We start from the raw sequence: 19,312 nt of genomic DNA on the forward strand, positions 1-19,312 counted from the left end.
GGGCATCATCATACTATCAAAGCTCCTATCGCGGGAGAGGGGGTAGATCGAAGTGAAATAGAAAAATTTGTGCTCAATTTAAGATGAAATCTTGTCTAAAAAACTTTAGGGACGTTGCCTAATCAAGGATTGGGCACAGATTTTTAATCTCGCCTCGTTCTACCTCTTCCCGCTATTAGCCTTTGAAAGTAATGGTGGTTTCTCGGGAGAGCGAAGAGCGATTAATTTGAAAAATCCCTGCTCAGATTCAGCCTGGGAAAGCTATGAGAAAACTTCAGGGACGTTGCCTGGTGGGTTTTAATTGCTGCAATAATTGTTTTGCCGCCTGCTGCTCTGCTTTGCGTCTGTTGGCTCCATGTCCTTGGGTTTTTAGCTTAAGCTTTGCAACTTCACACGTTACATAAAATATTTGATCGTGTTCTTCGCCATCAATTTTTGTCAGTGTGTATTCGGGGAGGGGATACTTTTCCGCTTGCAAAAATTCCTGCAGCTGAGTTTTGGCATCTTTCAAATTATTATCCAGATTTTTGTCGTTAAGCCGTGATTCATACAGCTTTAAAATCACTTGCTGGCAAGCGTCAAGGCCGCCATCAAGAAAAACAGCTGCAAATACAGCTTCCAGAGCATCGGCTAAAATGGAAGCACGCCGAAAACCACCACTTTTTAATTCGCCTTGTCCTAGGTACAAATAATCTCCAAGCTGTAGTTCCAGAGCGATTTGTGCCAGCATTTCTCCTTTTACCAAATGGGCGCGCAAACGGCTGAGTTGGCCTTCACTTTGGTCCGGAAATTTTTCAAATAAGGAATTGGCAATAACAAAACTCAATATTGAATCACCCAGAAATTCCAAACGTTCATTATTGATCATGCCGGCGCTGCAATGAGTCAAGGCTTGAATTAGATAGGCCTGGTTGTTAAAGGTATAGTTCAGGCGCCTCATGAAACGCGGTAAATTATTATTTGCCAATGTTCACCTCTTTAGATACATCAAAATTAAATAGAAGGCTGGCGTTACTCACCACGGGTTTTATCACTTGATATTTAATTTTAACCGTAAAATTTCCACCATTCCCTGGAATAACCTGAATTTGGTTTTCCGGTATTTCTACCCCATTTACATACAATTGGTTCATAAGTTTACTTTTTAAAAGTTGCGCGTTGGCTGATGGATCTGCTGAGAAATCCTCGGCTGGTATTTTTTTTAGCGCATCGATGGAACGGGTTATCGTATAATTTTCTATGTATACTGGAATAACCCGCATAACGAGTATCCCCAAAATAACGATTACCGCTGCGGTCAATAACATGCCGATTACAGTCATTCCTTTTTGCGTATGCATAATACCTTCCTGGTGATGTGTAAGGTTTAAACTTAATATTAATGAATCAGGTTTCCTATTTTCGACCAGCGGACGGTGTCTTTCTTACCATTCCAGCTCATCCACACAATGAATGCTTTCCCGCGCAAATATTCATCAGCAACGAATCCCCAAAAACGGCTATCCGCGCTGTCATCACGGTTATCACCCATCATAAAGTAATGACCAGCAGGCACTTCCACGGCAAAATCGGTAGCTTTTATGTCCGGTCGGATAAAAATATCGTGTTCGATGCCGTTTAGGTTTTCTCTATATTTTGCTACGGCTTTTCCTGAGCTTTCATCCGTTGTGTATTCAACAAATGCTTGTTTGACTTCCTGGCCATTGATGGTCAGTACTTTGTTGCGATATTCAATCTTATCACCGGGCACGCCAATGACTCGTTTAATGTAATCATAGGATGGATCAGGCGGCCAACGGAACACGGCTATTTCACCACGTTTGGGGTTTGCGATGGAAATGGCTTTCTTTTCCCAAACGGGCAAGCGCAACCCGTAGGCAAATTTATTTACGGCTACGAAATCGCCAACCAGTAAAGTAGGTTCCAGGGAGCCGGATGGGATGCGGAAAGGTTCCACCAAAAAAGAACGCAACAGTAAAACAATTAAAAATACTGGGAAAAACGAGCGCGAATACTCTACAATGCGTGAGGCTTGTTTGCCAGGCTTGCGTTTTTTTGCCCAAAATAACACATCCAGTAAATAAATAACCCCGCTTAGCAGGGTTAAGATGACCAACATTAAAGCAAAATTCATGCAGAATTACCTCTAAAGTTATTTTTTCCTATCGGTTTGAAAAACAGCCATGAATGCTTCTTGGGGAATTTCTACATGCCCCACTTGTTTCATACGTTTTTTACCAGCTTTTTGTTTTTCTAATAATTTTCGTTTGCGCGTTATGTCGCCGCCGTAGCATTTTGCGGTTACGTTTTTACGTAATGCTTTTACTGTTTGGCGGGCAATGATATGGCTGCCCAAGGCTGCTTGGATGGCCACATCAAACATTTGCCGGGGGATTAATTCGCGCATTTTATCGACCAGCGCTTTTCCACGGCTGTGGGCGGTGGCACGATGCACGATTACCGCAAGCGCATCCACTTTTTCGCTGTTGATAAGAATATCCATTTTTACCAAATCCGCTTCCTGGAAGCGTAAGAAGTTATAATCCAAGGAAGCATAACCTCGGCTTACGGATTTTAAGCGGTCAAAGAAATCTGAAACCACTTCACTCATCGGTAAATCGTAAGTTACCGAAACCTGCCGGCCGCTGTATGTCATATTCACTTGTACGCCGCGTCTTTCAACGCATAAGGAAATGATTTGCCCAAGATAATCTTGTGGTACTAATATATTGGCGCGCACAATGGGTTCAAGCATTTGCTTAATTTGCGGGGAAGGTGGCAGCCGTGATGGGTTGTCCATCATCAAGGTTTCACCTTTGGTGGTGATAACTTGATAAATAACGGTAGGAGCCGTTGAAATCAACTCCAAATTATACTCACGCTCTAAACGCTCCTGGATGATTTCCATATGCAGCATGCCAAGAAAACCGCAGCGGAAGCCAAAGCCAAGTGCGTCGGAAGATTCAGGCTCATAAAAAAGAGAAGCATCGTTTAGGCTTAATTTCGCCAAGGCTTCACGGAAGGCTTCAAAATCGTCTGAACTGATGGGGAAAAGACCGGCATACACTTGCGGCTTTACTTTCTGGAAACCGGGTAATGGTTTTTCCGCTTGATTTTTTTCCAAAGTCAGCGTATCGCCTACAGGCGCACCATGAATGTCTTTAATGCCAGCAACGACATAGCCGACTTCCCCGGCTTGCAATGCGTCTGTCGCTGTGCGCTTAGGTGTAAATATACCCACTTGATCCACTTCATATGCCCGGCCGGTAGACATAACCCGCAATTTATCGCCTTTGCGCAACGAGCCGTTTACGATGCGTACCAAAGAGATGACGCCTAAATAACTGTCGAACCAGGAATCTATGATTAACGCTTGTAAGGGAGCTGCAATTTCGCCTTGGGGTGCTGGTATGCGGTTGACTAGTGCTTCCAGTACGTCCTCGACACCCAAACCGCTTTTGGCGCTCACGCGAATGGCATCATGAGCTTCAAGACCGATGATGTCTTCAATTTCCGTGATTACGCGCTCAGGCTCTGCTTGCGGCAAATCAATTTTGTTCAGCACGGGAAGAACTTCAAGGCCCTGGTCAATGGCGGTGTAACACACGGCAACGGTTTGTGCTTCTACGCCCTGTGCCGCATCCACAACCAGTATAGCCCCTTCACAAGCAGCCAGGGAGCGCGATACTTCATAACTGAAATCCACGTGTCCTGGAGTGTCAATAAAATTGAGAAGATAAGTTTTGCCGTCACGGGATTTATAATTTAACGAAACGCTTTGGGCTTTGATGGTAATGCCGCGTTCACGCTCGATATCCATAGAATCCAAGACTTGGTCGGCCATTTCCCGATCGGACAAGCCGCCGCATAATTGGATAAACCGGTCAGCCAGAGTCGATTTGCCATGATCGATATGGGCAATAATAGAAAAGTTACGAATACGCGTTAAGTCGCTCAACTGAAAAACCTGCTGGTAAATTGGGCTATTTTAACGTAATTATTGGTATCCAGAAAGAGGATAAGGATATTTGCCGAGGCTTTGCTGCAATTATTGCCAGTGACAAAGAAAGCGCCCAGGTTCTACGCCACTATGTGGATGGCACGGCCCGAGTGAGCAAGGCAGCGGTTTGTGCTGAATTTAAGACAGGTGAAGATTGCAAAATATGGCGAATCCATGGATGATCAAGTCCAGGTTTTTTGAGAGGATAATTCATGCGAAATATGGGTAAACTTGTTTTAATGTTTTTTCTAATGTGCTGCTCTATTGCTCATGCAGATGAATCTTTGCTCAAACGTAAAGACGTGCAACGATTTGTAAGCGACATGGTACGTCATCACGGCTTCGATAAACGGCAACTTTTAGCTATTTTAAGGGAAGCGCAATATCAGCCCCAAATCATTGAATCGATGAATAAGCCCTTTGAGAAAAAGACTTGGGATGTATATAAAGCCTTGTTTTTGACAGAAGAGCGCGTGCAAAAAGGAATTGAATTTTGGCGGATGAACCAGGCTGCCCTAGAAAAAGCGCAGAAACGATTTGGAGTCCCTGCGCATATCATTGTGGCCATTATCGGCGTCGAAACCCTTTATGGTGAACGGCAAGGGAATTATCGCGTCCTGGATGCCTTGTCCACCTTGGCATTTTATTACCCGAAACGTGCGGAATTTTTTACCAAAGAGTTGAAAGAATACTTATTGCTTTGTCGCGAACAAAGAGTTTCTGTCACAGAGTACAAAGGATCTTATGCAGGCGCTATCGGTAAACCGCAATTTATGCCGAGCAGCTATCGGTTTTATGCTGTGGATTTTACCGGAAATGGTAAGCGCGATTTAGTGAATGACGATCGAGATGTCATAGGCAGCGTTGCCAATTATTTCCATAAGCATGGTTGGAAAATGAATGAGGGCGTTGCTGAGCCTGCCATCGTGAACGGCAGTTCCTACAAGCAAATCCAGAGCAATGCCAGAAAGGCGGAGTATGATTATTCACGTATTGTTGCGGCGGGAATAACACCTGTGGTGCAAGCGGCAAATCATCCGCACAAAGTAGGTCTCATTGAGTTAACAACGCCGGAGGGGCAAGAATTTTGGCTGGCTTATCCCAATTTTTATGTCATTACGCGCTACAATACGAGTCCGCAATATGCATTGGTGGTTTATTTGTTATCGCAGCAGCTACAGCGGCAGTGGGCAGCTATCAAAGCCAGCTCTGCCACGAATTTAACTTAACAAACAAGGCAGTATAAGGGATTAATGTGGCCACTTGTTTTTTATTCATCCAGGGGATGGATGACGAGAATTGCTTGAGCCTCCGGCTTGGAGAAGATGGGGATGTGGATGTCCCCCTTAAGACCCGTTCATTTTCTGAAATAAAAAGCCTGCAAAAAGATGCCAGGACGTTTGTCATTTTGCCGGCTGAAGTGAGCAGCTTGTATGAGGTGGAATTGCCCTGGCTTTTAGAGCGCAAGGCACGGGCTGCCATTCCTTATGCCTTGGAAGAACAATTGGCCCAAAACGTAGTGTCGTTGCATTTTGCCTATGACAGACGTCACTATCAGAATGGCCGATACCTGGTCGGCGTTATTGATAAAGACTATTTACACAATCTATTGGCGAAGCTTGCGCAAGCTGGGCTAGCTTTCGATGCAATCACCTTGGACTGGTTTGCATTGAAAGACGATGAGGCTTGCATTTCCGAAACCAGCTTGCTCATCCGTGAGGAGCATTTTAAAGGGGCATTAAGTTTTGCATTGGCAAGCCGCTACCTAATGAACAAACCCGCGTCGTTAAACCTCTTTTCTTTTTCCGATAGCCCCGATTTGGGCTATTCATCCGCAAATAAGCTGGATAGCTCCTCCCAGCTGTGGATTGCCAAGCGCTTGTATGAAGTCCCATTTTTAAATTTTTGTCAGGGAGAATTTCAACTGCGCTCCGCACAATATAATAACCGTTATTGGTATGCGGTTGGCGCCGGTTTGGCAGGAACTTGGTTAGTGGTCTGGTTAGTAATGAATATTTTCAATTTGTATTTTTTGAGTAAGGAAAATCGCAAATTGGACGAACAAATTGCAGTAATTTACAAGCAATTTTTTCCGGAAGCACGGCAAGTGATTAGTCCAAAATTTCGCATTACCCAATTGCTGAATTCCAAAACGGGGGATGACAACCCATTATGGCCGTTACTAGCCAAATTGACGCAAGCATTTAACCCGGACGAATTTAAAATCCAGCAATTCCGTTTCCAGAATCAAGCGTTGACGGTCACTTTGGCCAGCAAGAATTTTGCGGCGCTGGAGCAATTACAGCAAAAATTGCAGCAAGCTGGGGTAACGGTGAAACAAACCCAAGCCGCATCGTCTGAGCAGGAAGTATTAGCCACCCTGGAGTTAAACTTGTGAAGGCATATTGGAATAACTTAAATGAGCGTGAACGCTGGTTGTTAGGCGTTGGATTTTTGGTATGTATTTTTTATTTATTTTATTTATTATTGTACTCACCGCTGGTCAATGCCATACAAAGTAAAAAACAACAGCTAGCCGAAAAGCGGGAAACCCTTAATTGGATGCAGCAAGTGCGGCAGCAGCATAAGGCAGGAGGACGTCCGGCAGAAAGGTTGAATAATACGCAATTATTAACTGCTGTGGCCAATCAATTAAACACATCGGATGTCAAATCTTATACGCATCAATTGCAACAAACCGCTAATGGAGATGTGCAATTGAGTTTTGAACGAGTACCGTACGCGGTTTTTATTCACTGGTTATGGTTATTGAATCAAAAATACGCATTGACCATAAAGCAATTCAATGCGGAGCAGAATGATACACCAGGAATCGTTAAAGCCGTCGTCATCTTGTCGGCGCAGTAATCTAAATTGCACCTTGAATTTCATTTAAGCTGGTGCTAGGGTTCGTGATGAAAAATATGATAAAGGGGAAAGGTGTGAAATTAACAAGCATTTTAACAGCAGGAGCGTTGGCCGCGGTTATAGCATCACCGGTTAGTGCTGCAGAAACCATGTCAGCCGAACAAAAAAAAGAAATTGAACAAATTATTCATGATTATTTAGTCAATAATCCGGAAGTATTGGTAGAAGCTTCACAAGCTTTGCAACAAAAGCAACAGCAAAGCATGCAAGAACAAGCAAAAGGCGCCATTATTGAAAATGCCGAGCAATTGTTCAACGAAAAGTTGGCTATTGCTGGCAATCCCAAAGGGAATGTGACCTTGGTCGAGTTTTTTGATTATCAATGCATCCACTGCAAGAAAATGAAGCCTATTATCAGTGCACTCATTAAGAAAGATGCTAATTTACGGGTGATTTACAAAGAATTTCCTATCTTTGGTAAAAGTTCTGAATTAGCTTCGCAAGTTGCATTAGCGGCTGCCATGCAGGGTAAATACCAACAAATGCATGATGCCCTGTTAGATTTGAACAAACGTTTGGATGAAACCATCATTATGGATGCTGCCAAATCGGTTGGGCTTGACTTAGAAAAATTGAAAAAAGACATGGAAAGCAAGCAGGTGATGGATGCCTTGAATGCCAATCGTGAATTGGCGGAAAAAATGCACTTGATGGGAACGCCTGCATTCATCATTGCGGCTACCCCGGGTGGTCAATTCAAAAAGGACAGCGAACCTGCTTTCATTCCAGGGGCTGCCAGCGAAGAAACGTTACAAGACTTAATTAAAAAAGCTGAAGGTTAATAGATATATAGCGCGCCTGGCGGTAGAGTGACCCAGGCGCTAATCCTCGTGATAGTTCGCATCAACTATTAAACCAATTCTGTTGTAATCCGAGATACAAATGACAAAACCGAGCACTTTTCAGGATATTATTTTAACTCTGCAAGAATTTTGGGCGGCTCAAGGTTGTGTAATTTTGCAACCTTTGGATATGGAAGTAGGGGCAGGCACATTTCATCCTGCAACCTTCTTGCGAGCCATTGGTCCTGAGCCTTGGTTTGCAGCATATGTGCAGCCTTCACGCCGGCCTACAGACGGTCGCTACGGGGAAAATCCGAATCGAGTACAGCATTATTATCAATTTCAGGTAGTACTAAAACCTTCCCCCCTGGACATCCAGGAAAAATATTTGGATTCCTTGCGTGCTTTAGGGGTTGATCCTTTAGTCGATGATATTCGTTTCGTCGAAGATAACTGGGAGTCCCCTACGCTTGGTGCTTGGGGGTTGGGTTGGGAAGTATGGCAAAATGGCATGGAAGTGTCACAATTTACCTATTTCCAGCAAGTGGGCGGTTTGACTTGCAAGCCTGTAACCGGGGAATTGACATACGGCCTGGAACGTTTAGCCATGTTTATTTTAGGTGTGGATAATATGTTTGATATGCCTTGGAGTGAAACAGCCATGGGCATGGTCACGTATGGGGATGTATTTCATCAAAATGAAGTGGAAATGTCGGCCTATAATTTCGAACATGCCAATGTCCCTGCTTTATTCAAGCAATTTGATTATTATGAAGAAGAAGCGCAAAAATTAATCGCCTTGCAGCTGCCATTGCCGGCTTACGAAATGGTAATGAAAGCTTCGCATACGTTTAATTTGTTAGACGCACGACATGCTATTTCAGTAACTGAGCGGCAACGCTACATTTTACGGGTACGGCAATTGTCCAGAGCTGTGGCTCTTGCCTATTATCAAGCACGTGAAGCGCTTGGTTTCCCCATGCTCGCTAAATAATATTGGTTGCGATCCGAAGCTTGGATTGCGAAGGTACAGGTGTATAAGATGTCCAATAATTTATTATTTGAATTAGGAACAGAAGAATTACCGTCTGCATCCGTATGGCCTTTGGCAGATGCGTTGGCTAATAATTTGATTACTGGTTTGGCACAAGCCGAGCTTAAACATGGCAAAGTATCCCGATATGCTACTCCGCGGCGTTTGGCAGTTTTCATTCAAGATGTGGAAACCTTGCAGCAGACACAAAAAATTTCCCGCAAGGGCCCGGCTTATCAAAATTCACTCAATGAAAAAGGTGAGCCCAGTGCCGCTTTGCAAGGCTTTGCCAAATCTTGCGGCGTCAGCGTGGCAGAATTGACCCGCCTGCAAACCGATAAAGGAGAATGGTGGGCTTATGAGACATTAAAGGAAGGGGCGCACACTGCTGATTTGCTGCCGGATATGATCCGGCAGGCGGTAGCGGCATTGCCTATTGCCAAATTAATGCGTTGGGGAGCAGGTGATGCTGAATTTGCACGCCCTGTGCATTGGGCGGTTTTATTATTCGGAAATAAAGCGATTACCACCGGATTGCTTGGCATCACAACCGGCGCTCAAAGTTTCGGACATCGTTTCCACCATCCTCAGGCAATCACTATTTCTTCGCCGGACCTATATGAAGCCTTGCTGCAAGATGCATATGTGATTGCAGATTTTGCGAAAAGACGCAATATGATTAAGCATCAGGTAGAAAATTTAGCACAAAGCATTGGTGCCCAGCCTGTCATGCCAGATGCATTACTTGATGAAGTGACTTCCATTGTGGAATGGCCGCGAGCCTTATTAGCCAATTTTGCAGAAGAGTTTTTGGAAGTACCGCCCGAAGTGCTGATTGCCTCCATGCAATCCCATCAAAAATGTTTCGCATTGCGCGACCTTCAAGGTAAATTATTACCGCACTTTATTACCATCAGTAATATTGAAAGCCAGCAGCCCGCACAAGTCATTTTGGGCAATGAAAAAGTGATGCGCGCGCGGCTTAGCGATGCTGCCTTCTTTTACCGGCAAGATAAGAAGCAAGCGCTACATACTTATCAGGAAAGAACCGCACATGTTATTTTTCAAGCACGTTTAGGCAGTTTACAGGATAAAGCCCAGCGAATACAAAGATTGATGGATTATCTCGTACAGCCATTACAGCTTAAGCATACCCAGGCTTTGCGCGCAGCAGAACTTAGCAAATGCGACTTGATGTCCGGGATGGTGGGAGAATTTCCTGAGCTGCAGGGGCTAATGGGTTATTACTACGCGCACCATGACGGGGAAGATGAAGCAGTTGCGCAAGCCATTAATGAGCAATATATGCCGCGTTTTGCAGGCGATATATTGCCGGCATCAACTTTAGGCCTCGCTTTATCCTTGGCGGATCGCATCGATACATTGGTTGGTATTTTTGCAATTGGGCAAAAGCCCACAGGCATGAAAGATCCCTTCAAATTGCGCCGCCATGCATTGGCTGTAGTGCGTTTGTTAGTGGCAACCCCTGCTGCGTTAAATTTATCCACGCTTTTAGAAGAAGCAGCCAATGGGTATGAGGAGTCAGTAAAGGCGCATGACATATTAGCAGAGCTACGTTTGTTTATTTTGGAACGTATGCAGTCTTTTTATCAAGGGCAAGGAATACCGGCAGAATTGGTGCAAGCAGTACGGGCAGAGCAGGACGATTGGCTTTATGATGCCGACAAGAGGATAAAAGCCCTGTTGGATTTTATCCTCTTGCCAGAAGCAGCTAGCCTGTCGGCAGCTTGTAAACGGGTGAATAATATTTTGCAACAATCTTCACCCAACGCAGAGATAACCTTGGACCCGAATCTATTTACGGAAAGTGCAGAGCAAAATTTGTTTAATTCTTTACAAAAGATGGAAAATCTTGTGTTTTCCCTTTACACAGAGGGGGATTACAAGGCTATTTTGAACCAATTGGCCAGTTTGCGTGAACCTGTAGACGCTTTTTTTGATCAAGTCATGGTGATGGTAGACAATGAGGCAATAAAAAAGAATCGCCTGGCACTGCTTGGTAGACTAAGATTATTATTGCAGGGCGTGGCTGATATTTCCTTGCTGCCGCAAGCATGAGTAATGCCGTTGCAGTAGGTTATGCAAATGCTTCTTTAAAAGAAGAAGCTGGAATTTTGGCGGATAAATTACAACTTGCGTTGGACAATGCATTATTTCCGCAATTATGTCTAACTGAAGACAAGCTTGTATTACTGCTTACTGGTTTCTCGCCATTGTTTGCTGATTTTTCTGTTAAAACCTTGCAGAGGAGGCGAGATGCTGGAAAGAAACAAGGATTGGTAAAAGCATGCAAGCCTTTTCCAGGTAAACGTATTCTCGACGCTACAGGCGGGTGGGGTCGAGATGCTGCCATACTTGCAAGTTTTGGCGCTCAGGTATTGCTGATAGAGCGCGACCCCGTCATGGCAGCACTGCTTGCCGATGCCTTGCAACGGATCCCGCCTGAATCTCGATTGCGCCATTCATTATCATTGCAATCTTTGGATGCCAAATGCTATTTGCAGGAATTATCACCCAATGCCTATCCGGATGTAATTTATATTGATCCCATGCATCCAGTACGGGAAAAATCTGCTTTGGTAAAAAAAGAAATGCAAGCTTTACAGCAAATACTCGGGGCAGACGAAGATGCGTTGGCATTGCTGCAAACAGCATTACCGCGTGCACGCGAGCGTGTCGTAGTGAAATGGCCGCACCGTTTGGAACCGCTAATGCCGCCAGATCTCAGTTTTGATGGAAAAACGGTACGTTTTGATGTTTATTTAACGAATAAAAAAGCGGCAGGGAAGAAAACTTCATGATGCCGCTCCAAGGGAGCGGGCTTGCTACTAATTCAACTAATAATAGGATTAAAAATCTTCTTCTATTTCTTTAAGCAAACGTTTATGGTCTTCAAGTTCTTCGATGCGTCTTCGCCTTTGTCCTTTTGTTGTTAAGCTGGTAGGGTTTTCATCAGAATCAATGAGTTTATCAAAGCTTGTTTCATATTCATCAAAAGAGGGAGCAGACATGGCTTGTTCTCCTTGTGCAGCCTATTATCCTGGTACGGGTTTCCACCCATCGATAACATACCAGAATTCATGCTTGAGAAACAGAGCCTAAAGCGTCCTTGCTCTTTATTTATTAGATAGTCGGAGCGGGAGGTTGCTCCTCGGAAATTTGTTGTGCCGCTTGTTTTGTCTTATATTCTTCGAACGATTTTTTAAATTCCTGACATTTAAGTTTAGGATCCACGCTTTCGCTGATTTCATGCCGGGCCTTGGCATAAGTTTCAGCTTTGGATTGGATGGCTTGCAGCTTAGAGGGTGAATTCTTGAAAATTTCATCGATGCTCATATCCTTTCCGTTTACTTTCATTTGCTTTGGGTCGGTGCCCGCTTCACGGCACGCAGCATACATACGTTGTGCCAATTCAATGGCATGTTTTTCTTCCTTATGAGAAATGACCCATTTTACATTATACCCGGAAATTTTGGCGGCTTGCACAAGCGATACCATATCGGCTTGGGATTTGCTATTCCAACCACCATAGTAAAACGGGCTTATGATGCGGTTTGGCAATTGTATGGCAAAGCCATCATCTTGTTTTTGGATGGGTAGTCCTGTTACTGTCTGGAAAGTTTTAAGATCAGTTAGTTTAATACCTTTTAGCAAGGCAGATTTTTTATCGCCGTCTACTGCAATGGTGATGCCTTGTTCTTCTTCTGGCGTACCCTTTTTCCTTTTCTCTTCAATTATGCGATCAATTTCTTTTTGCATAATCTTATTTTTATCGTAAAGGGCAGCTATAAAAGTAATTTCATCGCGTCTTTTTTGCGCTGCAATGTGCAAGTCATCAATTGGTTTTTTCATTTCCTCATCGAATTTTTCCAATTGTTTTTTATTGGAATCTTGCAAAGCACTGAGCATTTGTTCCTTAATTTGCGGAATCTCGCTCTCGTTTATTTTCAAACTCGTAGTTAATTGCGTGCGAAATTCCTCTGAATCAAATTGTTTGCTTAGTTTATCGACCTGGGCTTGCATTTCATTTTCAATAGCCCTGCGTGCATCGTTTTTAACTGTATGCAGATAAGAAACCAGGCCATCGGGATTATAGGCACTGTCAGGATCCATAATAAATTGATTAATGGATTCCAATTCTTGATTAAACTTTTCCTGGGCTTGTGTGGTTTTTTCATCAAATTTTAATGCTTCCTGCAAAGACTGTTTAAATCCTGCTATAGCTTCAGCAGAATCTTCTTCGGCCTCTGCTTCTGCATTAGGAGCTTGTTTCAGTCTTTCCTCGAAGGTTTTGCCGTCTTCAGTTTTAAGCATTGAAAAACCTGAAAAATCCTTGATGCGGTTTTGTGCGTAATTATTGAAGGCTTCCTTGTTAATTGGATTTTCGCCTATATCCATGCTGTCGGCGTATTCTTTAAGGTATTTTTTCTCATCTTCAGGGGTTAATCCTGGAGGGGGGCCTGCTATTTTTTCTTTCAAAGATGCCACACCGGAATTAAACAAACGTGTAGCGGCTTCTTTACCAGCATACCCAAGAACAAAGGCACCAGCGCCAAGAATGATTGGAAGCATAATACGTACCTAATGATTACGACTAACTAAAGTATAACATTAAAATCATTAAGCAATAATTAAGGGATTGTGTTTAAAACATATCGAGTAAATTTTTTACAATGCTTGCATTGGAGCTTTTAAAAACCCGTTACTACATCTTACAACGTATCTTTTTAGTCGGACTTGAAGCATGCAAAAGCATCAGCTTCATTTGCAAACAATTCCTCAAAGCTGCCCCGCGAGGGGCAGCCTTAGGAACGGCAAAGTCCGCAGGCTTTATGCTATTTCCAGGCTGGTATAGCAGCGTCGCCGAACAATTCCTGCGCTTTTTTCTCCACTTCCGGGGAATTTAAGGCTTTAACAAATAATTCCAATTGCGGGTTTTTCGTGCTGTTACTGCGGACTACAATGAGGTTTGCGTAGGGTGAATCTTTATTTTCAATAAAAAGGGCGTCCTGTTTTGGACTAAGCCCTGCCGGAATGGCAAATGTTGTGTTAATGATGGCTGCGTCCACATCAGGTAAGACGCGGGGAAGCTGCGCGGCATCTAATTCTTTAAAACGCAATCTTTTGGGGTTCGCAGCAATATCCTGGATGGTAGCATTTTGTTTTTCATGTAAAGTAATCAATCCTGCTTTTTGCAATAGCAAAAGGGCGCGCGCTTCATTGCTAGGATCATTGGGCAAGGCGATTAAGGCGTGCTCTGGCAATTCTGCCAATGATTTGAACTTTTTAGAATAAATCCCCGTGGGGTAAATAAACGTTTTTCCAATCACTTTAAGATGATAACCGTGCGCTTTACTGGCTGCTTGCAGGTAGGGGAGATGTTGATAGACATTGGCATCTAAACTGCCATCCTGTAAGGCTTCGTTTGGCAAATTATAATCATTAAATTCAATGATTTTTATATTTAAATCGTAGCGGTTTTTGCCTACTTCTTGTGCTACTTCGACCAGCTCAGTCTCAGGTCCGGAAATCGTCCCGATGGTTAACGTATTGGGTGAGGGTTTACTGCAGGCAACCAATGCCAGCAACAAAGAAAAAACACAAACAATGCGCATGTACATCTCCTAGTAAGTAATTGCAGCCTCTTAATGATGAGAGAAACGGCGAGCCAAACGATCGCCTCCCATTTGCAACAGTTGCACCAAGACAACTAAAATCGCAACGGTTGCCAGCATGACCATCACATCAAAGCGTTGATAACCATAGCGGATGGCTAAATCCCCTAGACCACCGCCACCTACTGTGCCCGCCATGGCTGAATAATTGACCAAGGTAATCGCCGTTACTGTCGTTGCATGAATCAAGGCAGGAATTGCTTCGGGCAACAAGATGAAGCGAATCATTTGCAGGGTACTGGCACCCATGGCATGGCCGGTCTCAATTAAACCTGCAGGCAAACTTTGATATATATTATCCACCAACCGCGCAAAAAAAGGCGTGGCGCCCAAAGTTAGAGGAACTATGGCAGCGTGTAAGCCTATGGAAGTCCCTACAAGTAAACGGGTAAAAGGAATGAGCGCCACCAGCAAAATGATGAAGGGGATGGAGCGGCTAATGTTAATAACTCCTGCAATTAAACGGCTAATCCAGGGATTAGGTTTTATTTTTTCCGCAGTAAACAACAAAGTACCTAATGGTAAACCCAATAGCACAGCCAACAGAGTGCTGAGTGCAACCATGTAAATCGTTTCGCCTGTGGCAGTTAAAAAATCATAAAGCATGGTCGGCGACATACCCTAAAACCTCCACAGTTAGGCCAAATTGTTCACAACGTTTGCTGAATGTTTGCAGCAATGTTGCATCCGCTGATAATTCTGCGATGAGTACACCGCAAGTGACTGTATCATAGCGGTCAATATTCGCGAGTAAAATATTAATATCCAGATGCAATTCGCGGCTGGTTTGGCTGATGAAAGGAACGGTTGCTCCTTCGCCTTCAAAAAATAAACGCACCAAAGGCTTATGATTGGCTACCTCGGTTAAGTGACTGCTAAGGCAGATCGGTAATTCCGGGCTCAATTCCTTATAAAGCATGGTGCGTGCGATGCTGTTTTTTTGTTTAAAAACATCGGCAATGGCTGTGGTTTCAATGATTTTACCCGCTTCCATTACCGCCAGGCGATGACAAATGCGTTTCACCACATCCATTTCATGTGTAATGAGAACGATGGTAATCCCATAAAGGCGGTTAATTTTTTTCAAGAGGGCCAAGATGGCATCGGTTGTTTCAGGATCAAGCGCCGAGGTTGCTTCGTCGCAAAGGAGAATCTTAGGGGAACAGCTAAGAGCCCGAGCGATTGCTACGCGTTGTTTTTGCCCTCCGCTCAACTGGCTTGGATAGGCTTGTACTTTGTTGGTTAATTCCACCAAAGGTAGAAGTTCATCGATTTTTATTTTTATCTTGTCTTCCGATAAGCCTTGAATGCGCATGGGTAAAGCAATATTGTCGTATACGGTTTTCGAATTGAGCAAATTGAATTGTTGAAAAATCATCGCCATTTTATGGCGCGCGCGCCGGAGTCCGTCGCTATTTAACTCAATTAAATTTTCTCCATCGATAATGACTTGCCCGCAATCAGGACGCTCCAGCAAGTTAAGGCAGCGCAATAACGTTGATTTTCCGGCACCGCTTTTGCCGATGATGCCAAAAATTTCATTTTCCTGAATGAATAAATCAATGTCATGCAAGACCTTATGGCCTGCGTAGGATTTTGATAAAGCAGATAATTCTATCATTTTATTCCAAGCTAATGCAGCAGGCGGGAGACTGAAGGGGGTAAATGCTGGATGCCCGCTTTAGCCGATTTTCAACAGTTCGTTGAGCGCCCGCAAGCTGAGAGTTCAAATCGGCGCATTGAGATTATACCGCAAAATTTCATAAACAAAAGTAATAATGATAGGTCCTGAGCGCTTGCATCCTTGTTTTTTCCTGCAGGTTAAGTTATCAACACCATGCATGGGAGCAGGATGCAGCATATCTAATGTCAGAACAATAATTCTTCCCGGTCTTTAAAATCATCCAAAGCTTCGGGATTTGCAATCGATTGCAAATTATTAATTGCTTGCCCATGGATGATTTGACGTACCGCCAGTTCTACAATTTTGCCATTAATGGTCCGCGGGATGTCTGTAACTTGCAGAATTTTGGCTGGGACATGTCTTGGCGATGCATTATTACGGATGGTTTGACCAATGGTTTGCTTAAGATGTTCATCCAAAGTCATGCCCGCCTTTAATTTCACGAAAAGGATGATGCGAACGTCATCTTGCCAATCCTGGCCTATGACGAGACTATCCAATACTTCAGGAATTTTTTCCACTTGTCGGTAAATTTCTGCAGTCCCTATGCGTACGCCGCCAGGATTTAATACCGTATCGGAACGCCCATAAATGATAAGTCCGTGGTGTTTTGTGATTTCGGCAAAATCACCATGCGCCCAAATACCGGGGAAGCGTTCGAAATAAGCGCGACGATACATCTTTTTATCTGCATCGTTCCAAAAGCAAACAGGCATGGAGGGAAATGGTTTCGTACAAACCAGTTCGCCGCGCGCTTCGCGCACCGGTTGCCCTGCCTCATCGAATACATTCACACTCATACCTAAACCAATGCACTGCAACTCGCCACGATAAACCGGCAGCAGGGGATTTCCCAGGGCAAAGCAAGAAACAATATCAGTCCCGCCTGAAATCGAACTCAACTGCACGCCAGGCTTTACATGCATGGAGACGAAATCATAATTTTTAGGCAGCAAGGGCGATCCTGTCGAAAGAATACAGCGCAAGCTTGCCAGTGAACACGCAAGACGGGGTTTAACTTCTGCTTTTTCGATGCTGGAAATAAATTTGGCACTGGTGCCAAATACCGTGATGTGTTCATCATCAATTAATTGAAATAAACGATTGGCTGTGGGAAAGGTGGGTGAGCCTTCATAGAGCGTTAAGGTAGCACCTAAAGCAAGTACGGACACCATCCAGTTCCACATCATCCAGCCGCAGGTAGTATAAAAAAATAAATTATCATGGGTGTTGATGTCGGTATGTAATCCTAATTCTTTAACATGTTGTAAAAGCACGCCGCCGGTGCCATGTACAATGCATTTTGGTTTGCCGGTGGTGCCGGAAGAGAAAAGAATGTATAAAGGGTGGTCAAAAGGAACGGATACAAACTCAAGATGATTTGCAGGCTGTAAAAATTCTTCCCAAACCATGGTCTTAGTGGAAGAGGGTATGGACTCCACTGCATTTAATACCGGACAAACAACCACATGTTCAATGCTTGGAATAGTATCTTTTAGCTTAATCTTATCCAGATCGCTGTGGGTTTTTCCATGGTATTGATGGCCGTTGCTGATAAATAAAACTTTAGGTTCTATTTGTCCTAAGCGGTCAAGGATGGCATTAGTACCAAAATCAGGCGAACAAGATGACCAGATGGCTCCAAGGGAAGCTGTGGCTAAAAAGGCAATGATTGTATAGGCAACATTGGGTAGAACCGCAGCGACGCGATCGCCTTGACCGATCCCTAATGCCTGCAAGCCGGCCGCACAAAAAGCTACTTGCTGCTTTAATTCTGCATAACTAAGGCATTGGCGGCTGCCCTGTTCATCGATGCTGATGATAGCAGGGTGTTCATCGTTGCGGGACAATAATTGCCGGGTAAAATTAAGGCTTGCGCCGCTAAACCAGCGTGCGTCAATCATGTGCTGATAATCATTAAGAATTCGCGCGGCAGGCGTAGCAAATTGTATACCAAAAAATTCTTGCAAAGTGGGCCAGAATTGCTCGCAGTTTTCTACCGACCAAGCATGTAGGGCTTCGTAACTGCGGAATTCTTTTTGATATTTTTTGCCGGCAAATTGCATGAATTGCCACATCCTGCTGTTTTCTGGGTTCCTGGGTCCCCATACTTTGCTTTCCATCCTTTATCCTTATTCATCTGGATTAGCCATCCGGTGCGGCTGTTGTTGTGTAATGCAATGAATGCCGCCGCCGCCTGCGAATACATCCCGCGCTGCCAATTGCATGATTTTATGCTGTGGGAAGAGTTCGGTAAACAATGTGTAAGCTGCTTTATCATAAGCATCATATCCAAAAGCGGGCATAATGATGCCTTTATTCGCCAAGTAAAAGTTTATGTAGGACAAGGTCAAACGCTCACCATCAAGGTAAGTGGCTGGCGGTTGTTCAATGGTAAAGACTTGCAGGGGACGGCCTTTTGCATCCGTTGTGGTATTTAAAATTTCAAGATTTTCCTGCAAGGTTGTAAAATTAGGATCATCCTTATCGTGGGTAATTAAAGCCAGCGCTTTTCCCGGAGCGACAAAGCAAGCTATTTCATCGATGTGGCCATCAGTTTCATCCCCTAAAAGGCCTTTATTTAACCAGATTATTTTATCTGCCCCCACATATTCGTATAAATAATGCTCGATTTGGCTTTGGGATAAATGGGGATTACGGTTTAAATTCAGCAAACACTCGCGGCTGGTGAGTACAGTTCCCTCTCCATCTACGTGAAAAGAACCACCTTCCATAACCAAAGGCGCATGGAAGTATCGCGCTTGTACCTGATGAATCACGTGTTCAGCAATTTTATTGTCAAGTTCGTATTCGGAGTAATTGCCTCCCCAAGCATTGTGTATCCAATCGATGCCGGCCAATTCGCCTTGTGCATTTAGCAAAAAGGTTGGGCCTGTATCTCTGGTCCAGGAATCATTGATGGGCAGTGCCAGCAACCGAATGGATTCATGGCCACATAAACGGCGCGCAGAATCCATGTCTGTTGGATTAACCAGCATATTGACTGGTTCAAATTGCGCAATTGCTTTGGCTACTTTCGCATAAGCCATGCGTGCTGCTTCCATCCCTATGTTTGCCCATGTTTCCTGATGGCAAGGCCATGCCATCCAGCATGCCTCATGCGGGTACCATTCGGGAGGCATAAAAAAGCCTGCTTGTCTTGGTGTCATAAATAACCCTTTCTTAAAA

At 44.1% G+C, this 19,312-nt stretch carries 19 protein-coding genes; 8 read left to right on the forward strand and 11 right to left on the reverse strand.

All coding sequences use genetic code 11. From position 1 onward, the window contains the following. Positions 1–274 precede the first annotated feature (274 nt). The 4 genes from rnc to lepA are packed head-to-tail and all read right to left on the reverse strand — an operon-like array spanning position 275 to position 3,979. A complete protein-coding gene (gene rnc, locus ELY11_RS01875) occupies positions 275–940 on the reverse strand; it encodes a ribonuclease III (protein ID WP_126953124.1) in 666 nt (221 codons plus the stop codon). A gap of 16 nt (positions 941–956) precedes the next feature. Then, positions 957–1,340: a DUF4845 domain-containing protein gene (locus ELY11_RS01880; protein ID WP_126952972.1), complete on the reverse strand. Its 384-nt coding sequence runs from the start codon at positions 1,338–1,340 to the stop codon at positions 957–959. A 38-nt stretch (positions 1,341–1,378) separates the two neighbouring features. Further along, positions 1,379–2,134: a signal peptidase I gene (gene lepB, locus ELY11_RS01885; RefSeq protein ID WP_127032408.1), complete on the reverse strand. Its 756-nt coding sequence runs from the start codon at positions 2,132–2,134 to the stop codon at positions 1,379–1,381. 18 nt (positions 2,135–2,152) lie between these two features. Continuing rightward, positions 2,153–3,979 (reverse strand): translation elongation factor 4, encoded by a 1,827-nt coding sequence (lepA, locus tag ELY11_RS01890; RefSeq protein ID WP_371923209.1) that lies wholly within the window; start codon positions 3,977–3,979, stop codon positions 2,153–2,155. Between lepA and ELY11_RS01895 the strand changes: the two genes are divergently transcribed. From ELY11_RS01895 to ELY11_RS01930, 8 genes are all read left to right on the forward strand, one after another. Beyond that, positions 3,979–4,182 (forward strand): hypothetical protein, encoded by a 204-nt coding sequence (locus ELY11_RS01895; RefSeq protein WP_126952975.1) that lies wholly within the window; start codon positions 3,979–3,981, stop codon positions 4,180–4,182. The genes lepA and ELY11_RS01895 overlap by 1 nt on opposite strands. 30 nt (positions 4,183–4,212) lie before the next feature. Beyond that, entirely contained in the window at positions 4,213–5,229 is a 1,017-nt protein-coding gene (gene mltB / locus ELY11_RS01900; RefSeq protein ID WP_127032409.1) for a lytic murein transglycosylase B, read from the forward strand. 26 nt (positions 5,230–5,255) lie between these two features. After that, positions 5,256–6,398 carry a type II secretion system protein GspL gene (gene gspL / locus ELY11_RS01905; RefSeq protein WP_127032410.1) on the forward strand — a complete coding sequence of 381 codons (1,143 nt, stop codon included), beginning with the start codon at positions 5,256–5,258 and terminating at the stop codon, positions 6,396–6,398. Continuing rightward, entirely contained in the window at positions 6,395–6,868 is a 474-nt protein-coding gene (gene gspM / locus ELY11_RS01910; RefSeq protein WP_158614946.1) for a type II secretion system protein GspM, read from the forward strand. The genes gspL and gspM overlap by 4 nt, the downstream gene beginning before the upstream one ends. Before the next feature lie 74 nt (positions 6,869–6,942). After that, positions 6,943–7,710: a DsbA family protein gene (locus tag ELY11_RS01915; protein WP_126952979.1), complete on the forward strand. Its 768-nt coding sequence runs from the start codon at positions 6,943–6,945 to the stop codon at positions 7,708–7,710. A gap of 100 nt (positions 7,711–7,810) precedes the next feature. Continuing rightward, positions 7,811–8,704: a glycine--tRNA ligase subunit alpha gene (glyQ, locus tag ELY11_RS01920; protein WP_126952980.1), complete on the forward strand. Its 894-nt coding sequence runs from the start codon at positions 7,811–7,813 to the stop codon at positions 8,702–8,704. 48 nt (positions 8,705–8,752) lie between these two features. Beyond that, on the forward strand, positions 8,753–10,822 hold the full coding sequence (gene glyS, locus ELY11_RS01925) for a glycine--tRNA ligase subunit beta (protein WP_127032411.1): 2,070 nt from the start codon (positions 8,753–8,755) through the stop codon (positions 10,820–10,822). Continuing rightward, a complete protein-coding gene (locus ELY11_RS01930; RefSeq protein WP_127032412.1) occupies positions 10,819–11,565 on the forward strand; it encodes a class I SAM-dependent methyltransferase in 747 nt (248 codons plus the stop codon). The genes glyS and ELY11_RS01930 overlap by 4 nt, the downstream gene beginning before the upstream one ends. A 48-nt stretch (positions 11,566–11,613) precedes the next feature. On the opposite strand, the gene ELY11_RS12365 is transcribed toward ELY11_RS01930, so the two are convergent. The 7 genes from ELY11_RS12365 to ELY11_RS01960 all read right to left on the reverse strand — a co-directional run bounded on the left by ELY11_RS12365 (position 11,614) and on the right by ELY11_RS01960 (position 19,293). Further along, positions 11,614–11,775 carry a PA3496 family putative envelope integrity protein gene (locus ELY11_RS12365; RefSeq protein ID WP_158614947.1) on the reverse strand — a complete coding sequence of 54 codons (162 nt, stop codon included), beginning with the start codon at positions 11,773–11,775 and terminating at the stop codon, positions 11,614–11,616. Between the two features lie 112 nt (positions 11,776–11,887). Next, positions 11,888–13,336, reverse strand: a complete 1,449-nt coding sequence (locus ELY11_RS01935) for a hypothetical protein (protein ID WP_126952983.1) — start codon at positions 13,334–13,336, stop codon at positions 11,888–11,890. Between the two features lie 263 nt (positions 13,337–13,599). Further along, positions 13,600–14,379: a MetQ/NlpA family ABC transporter substrate-binding protein gene (locus ELY11_RS01940; protein WP_126952984.1), complete on the reverse strand. Its 780-nt coding sequence runs from the start codon at positions 14,377–14,379 to the stop codon at positions 13,600–13,602. Between the two features lie 30 nt (positions 14,380–14,409). After that, a complete protein-coding gene (locus ELY11_RS01945; RefSeq protein ID WP_126952985.1) occupies positions 14,410–15,057 on the reverse strand; it encodes a methionine ABC transporter permease in 648 nt (215 codons plus the stop codon). Next, on the reverse strand, positions 15,035–16,060 hold the full coding sequence (locus tag ELY11_RS01950; RefSeq protein ID WP_126952986.1) for an ATP-binding cassette domain-containing protein: 1,026 nt from the start codon (positions 16,058–16,060) through the stop codon (positions 15,035–15,037). Before ELY11_RS01950 ends, ELY11_RS01945 begins: the two co-directional genes overlap by 23 nt. Positions 16,061–16,308: 248 nt before the next feature. Then, positions 16,309–18,246: an acetoacetate--CoA ligase gene (locus ELY11_RS01955; protein WP_127032413.1), complete on the reverse strand. Its 1,938-nt coding sequence runs from the start codon at positions 18,244–18,246 to the stop codon at positions 16,309–16,311. Between the two features lie 9 nt (positions 18,247–18,255). Then, positions 18,256–19,293 carry an agmatine deiminase family protein gene (locus tag ELY11_RS01960; RefSeq protein WP_126952988.1) on the reverse strand — a complete coding sequence of 346 codons (1,038 nt, stop codon included), beginning with the start codon at positions 19,291–19,293 and terminating at the stop codon, positions 18,256–18,258. Between the last annotated feature and the right edge of the window lie 19 nt (positions 19,294–19,312).

Origin of the sequence: Legionella septentrionalis (genome assembly GCF_003989745.1) — a bacterium.
Lineage (GTDB): Bacteria > Pseudomonadota > Gammaproteobacteria > Legionellales > Legionellaceae > Legionella_A > Legionella_A septentrionalis.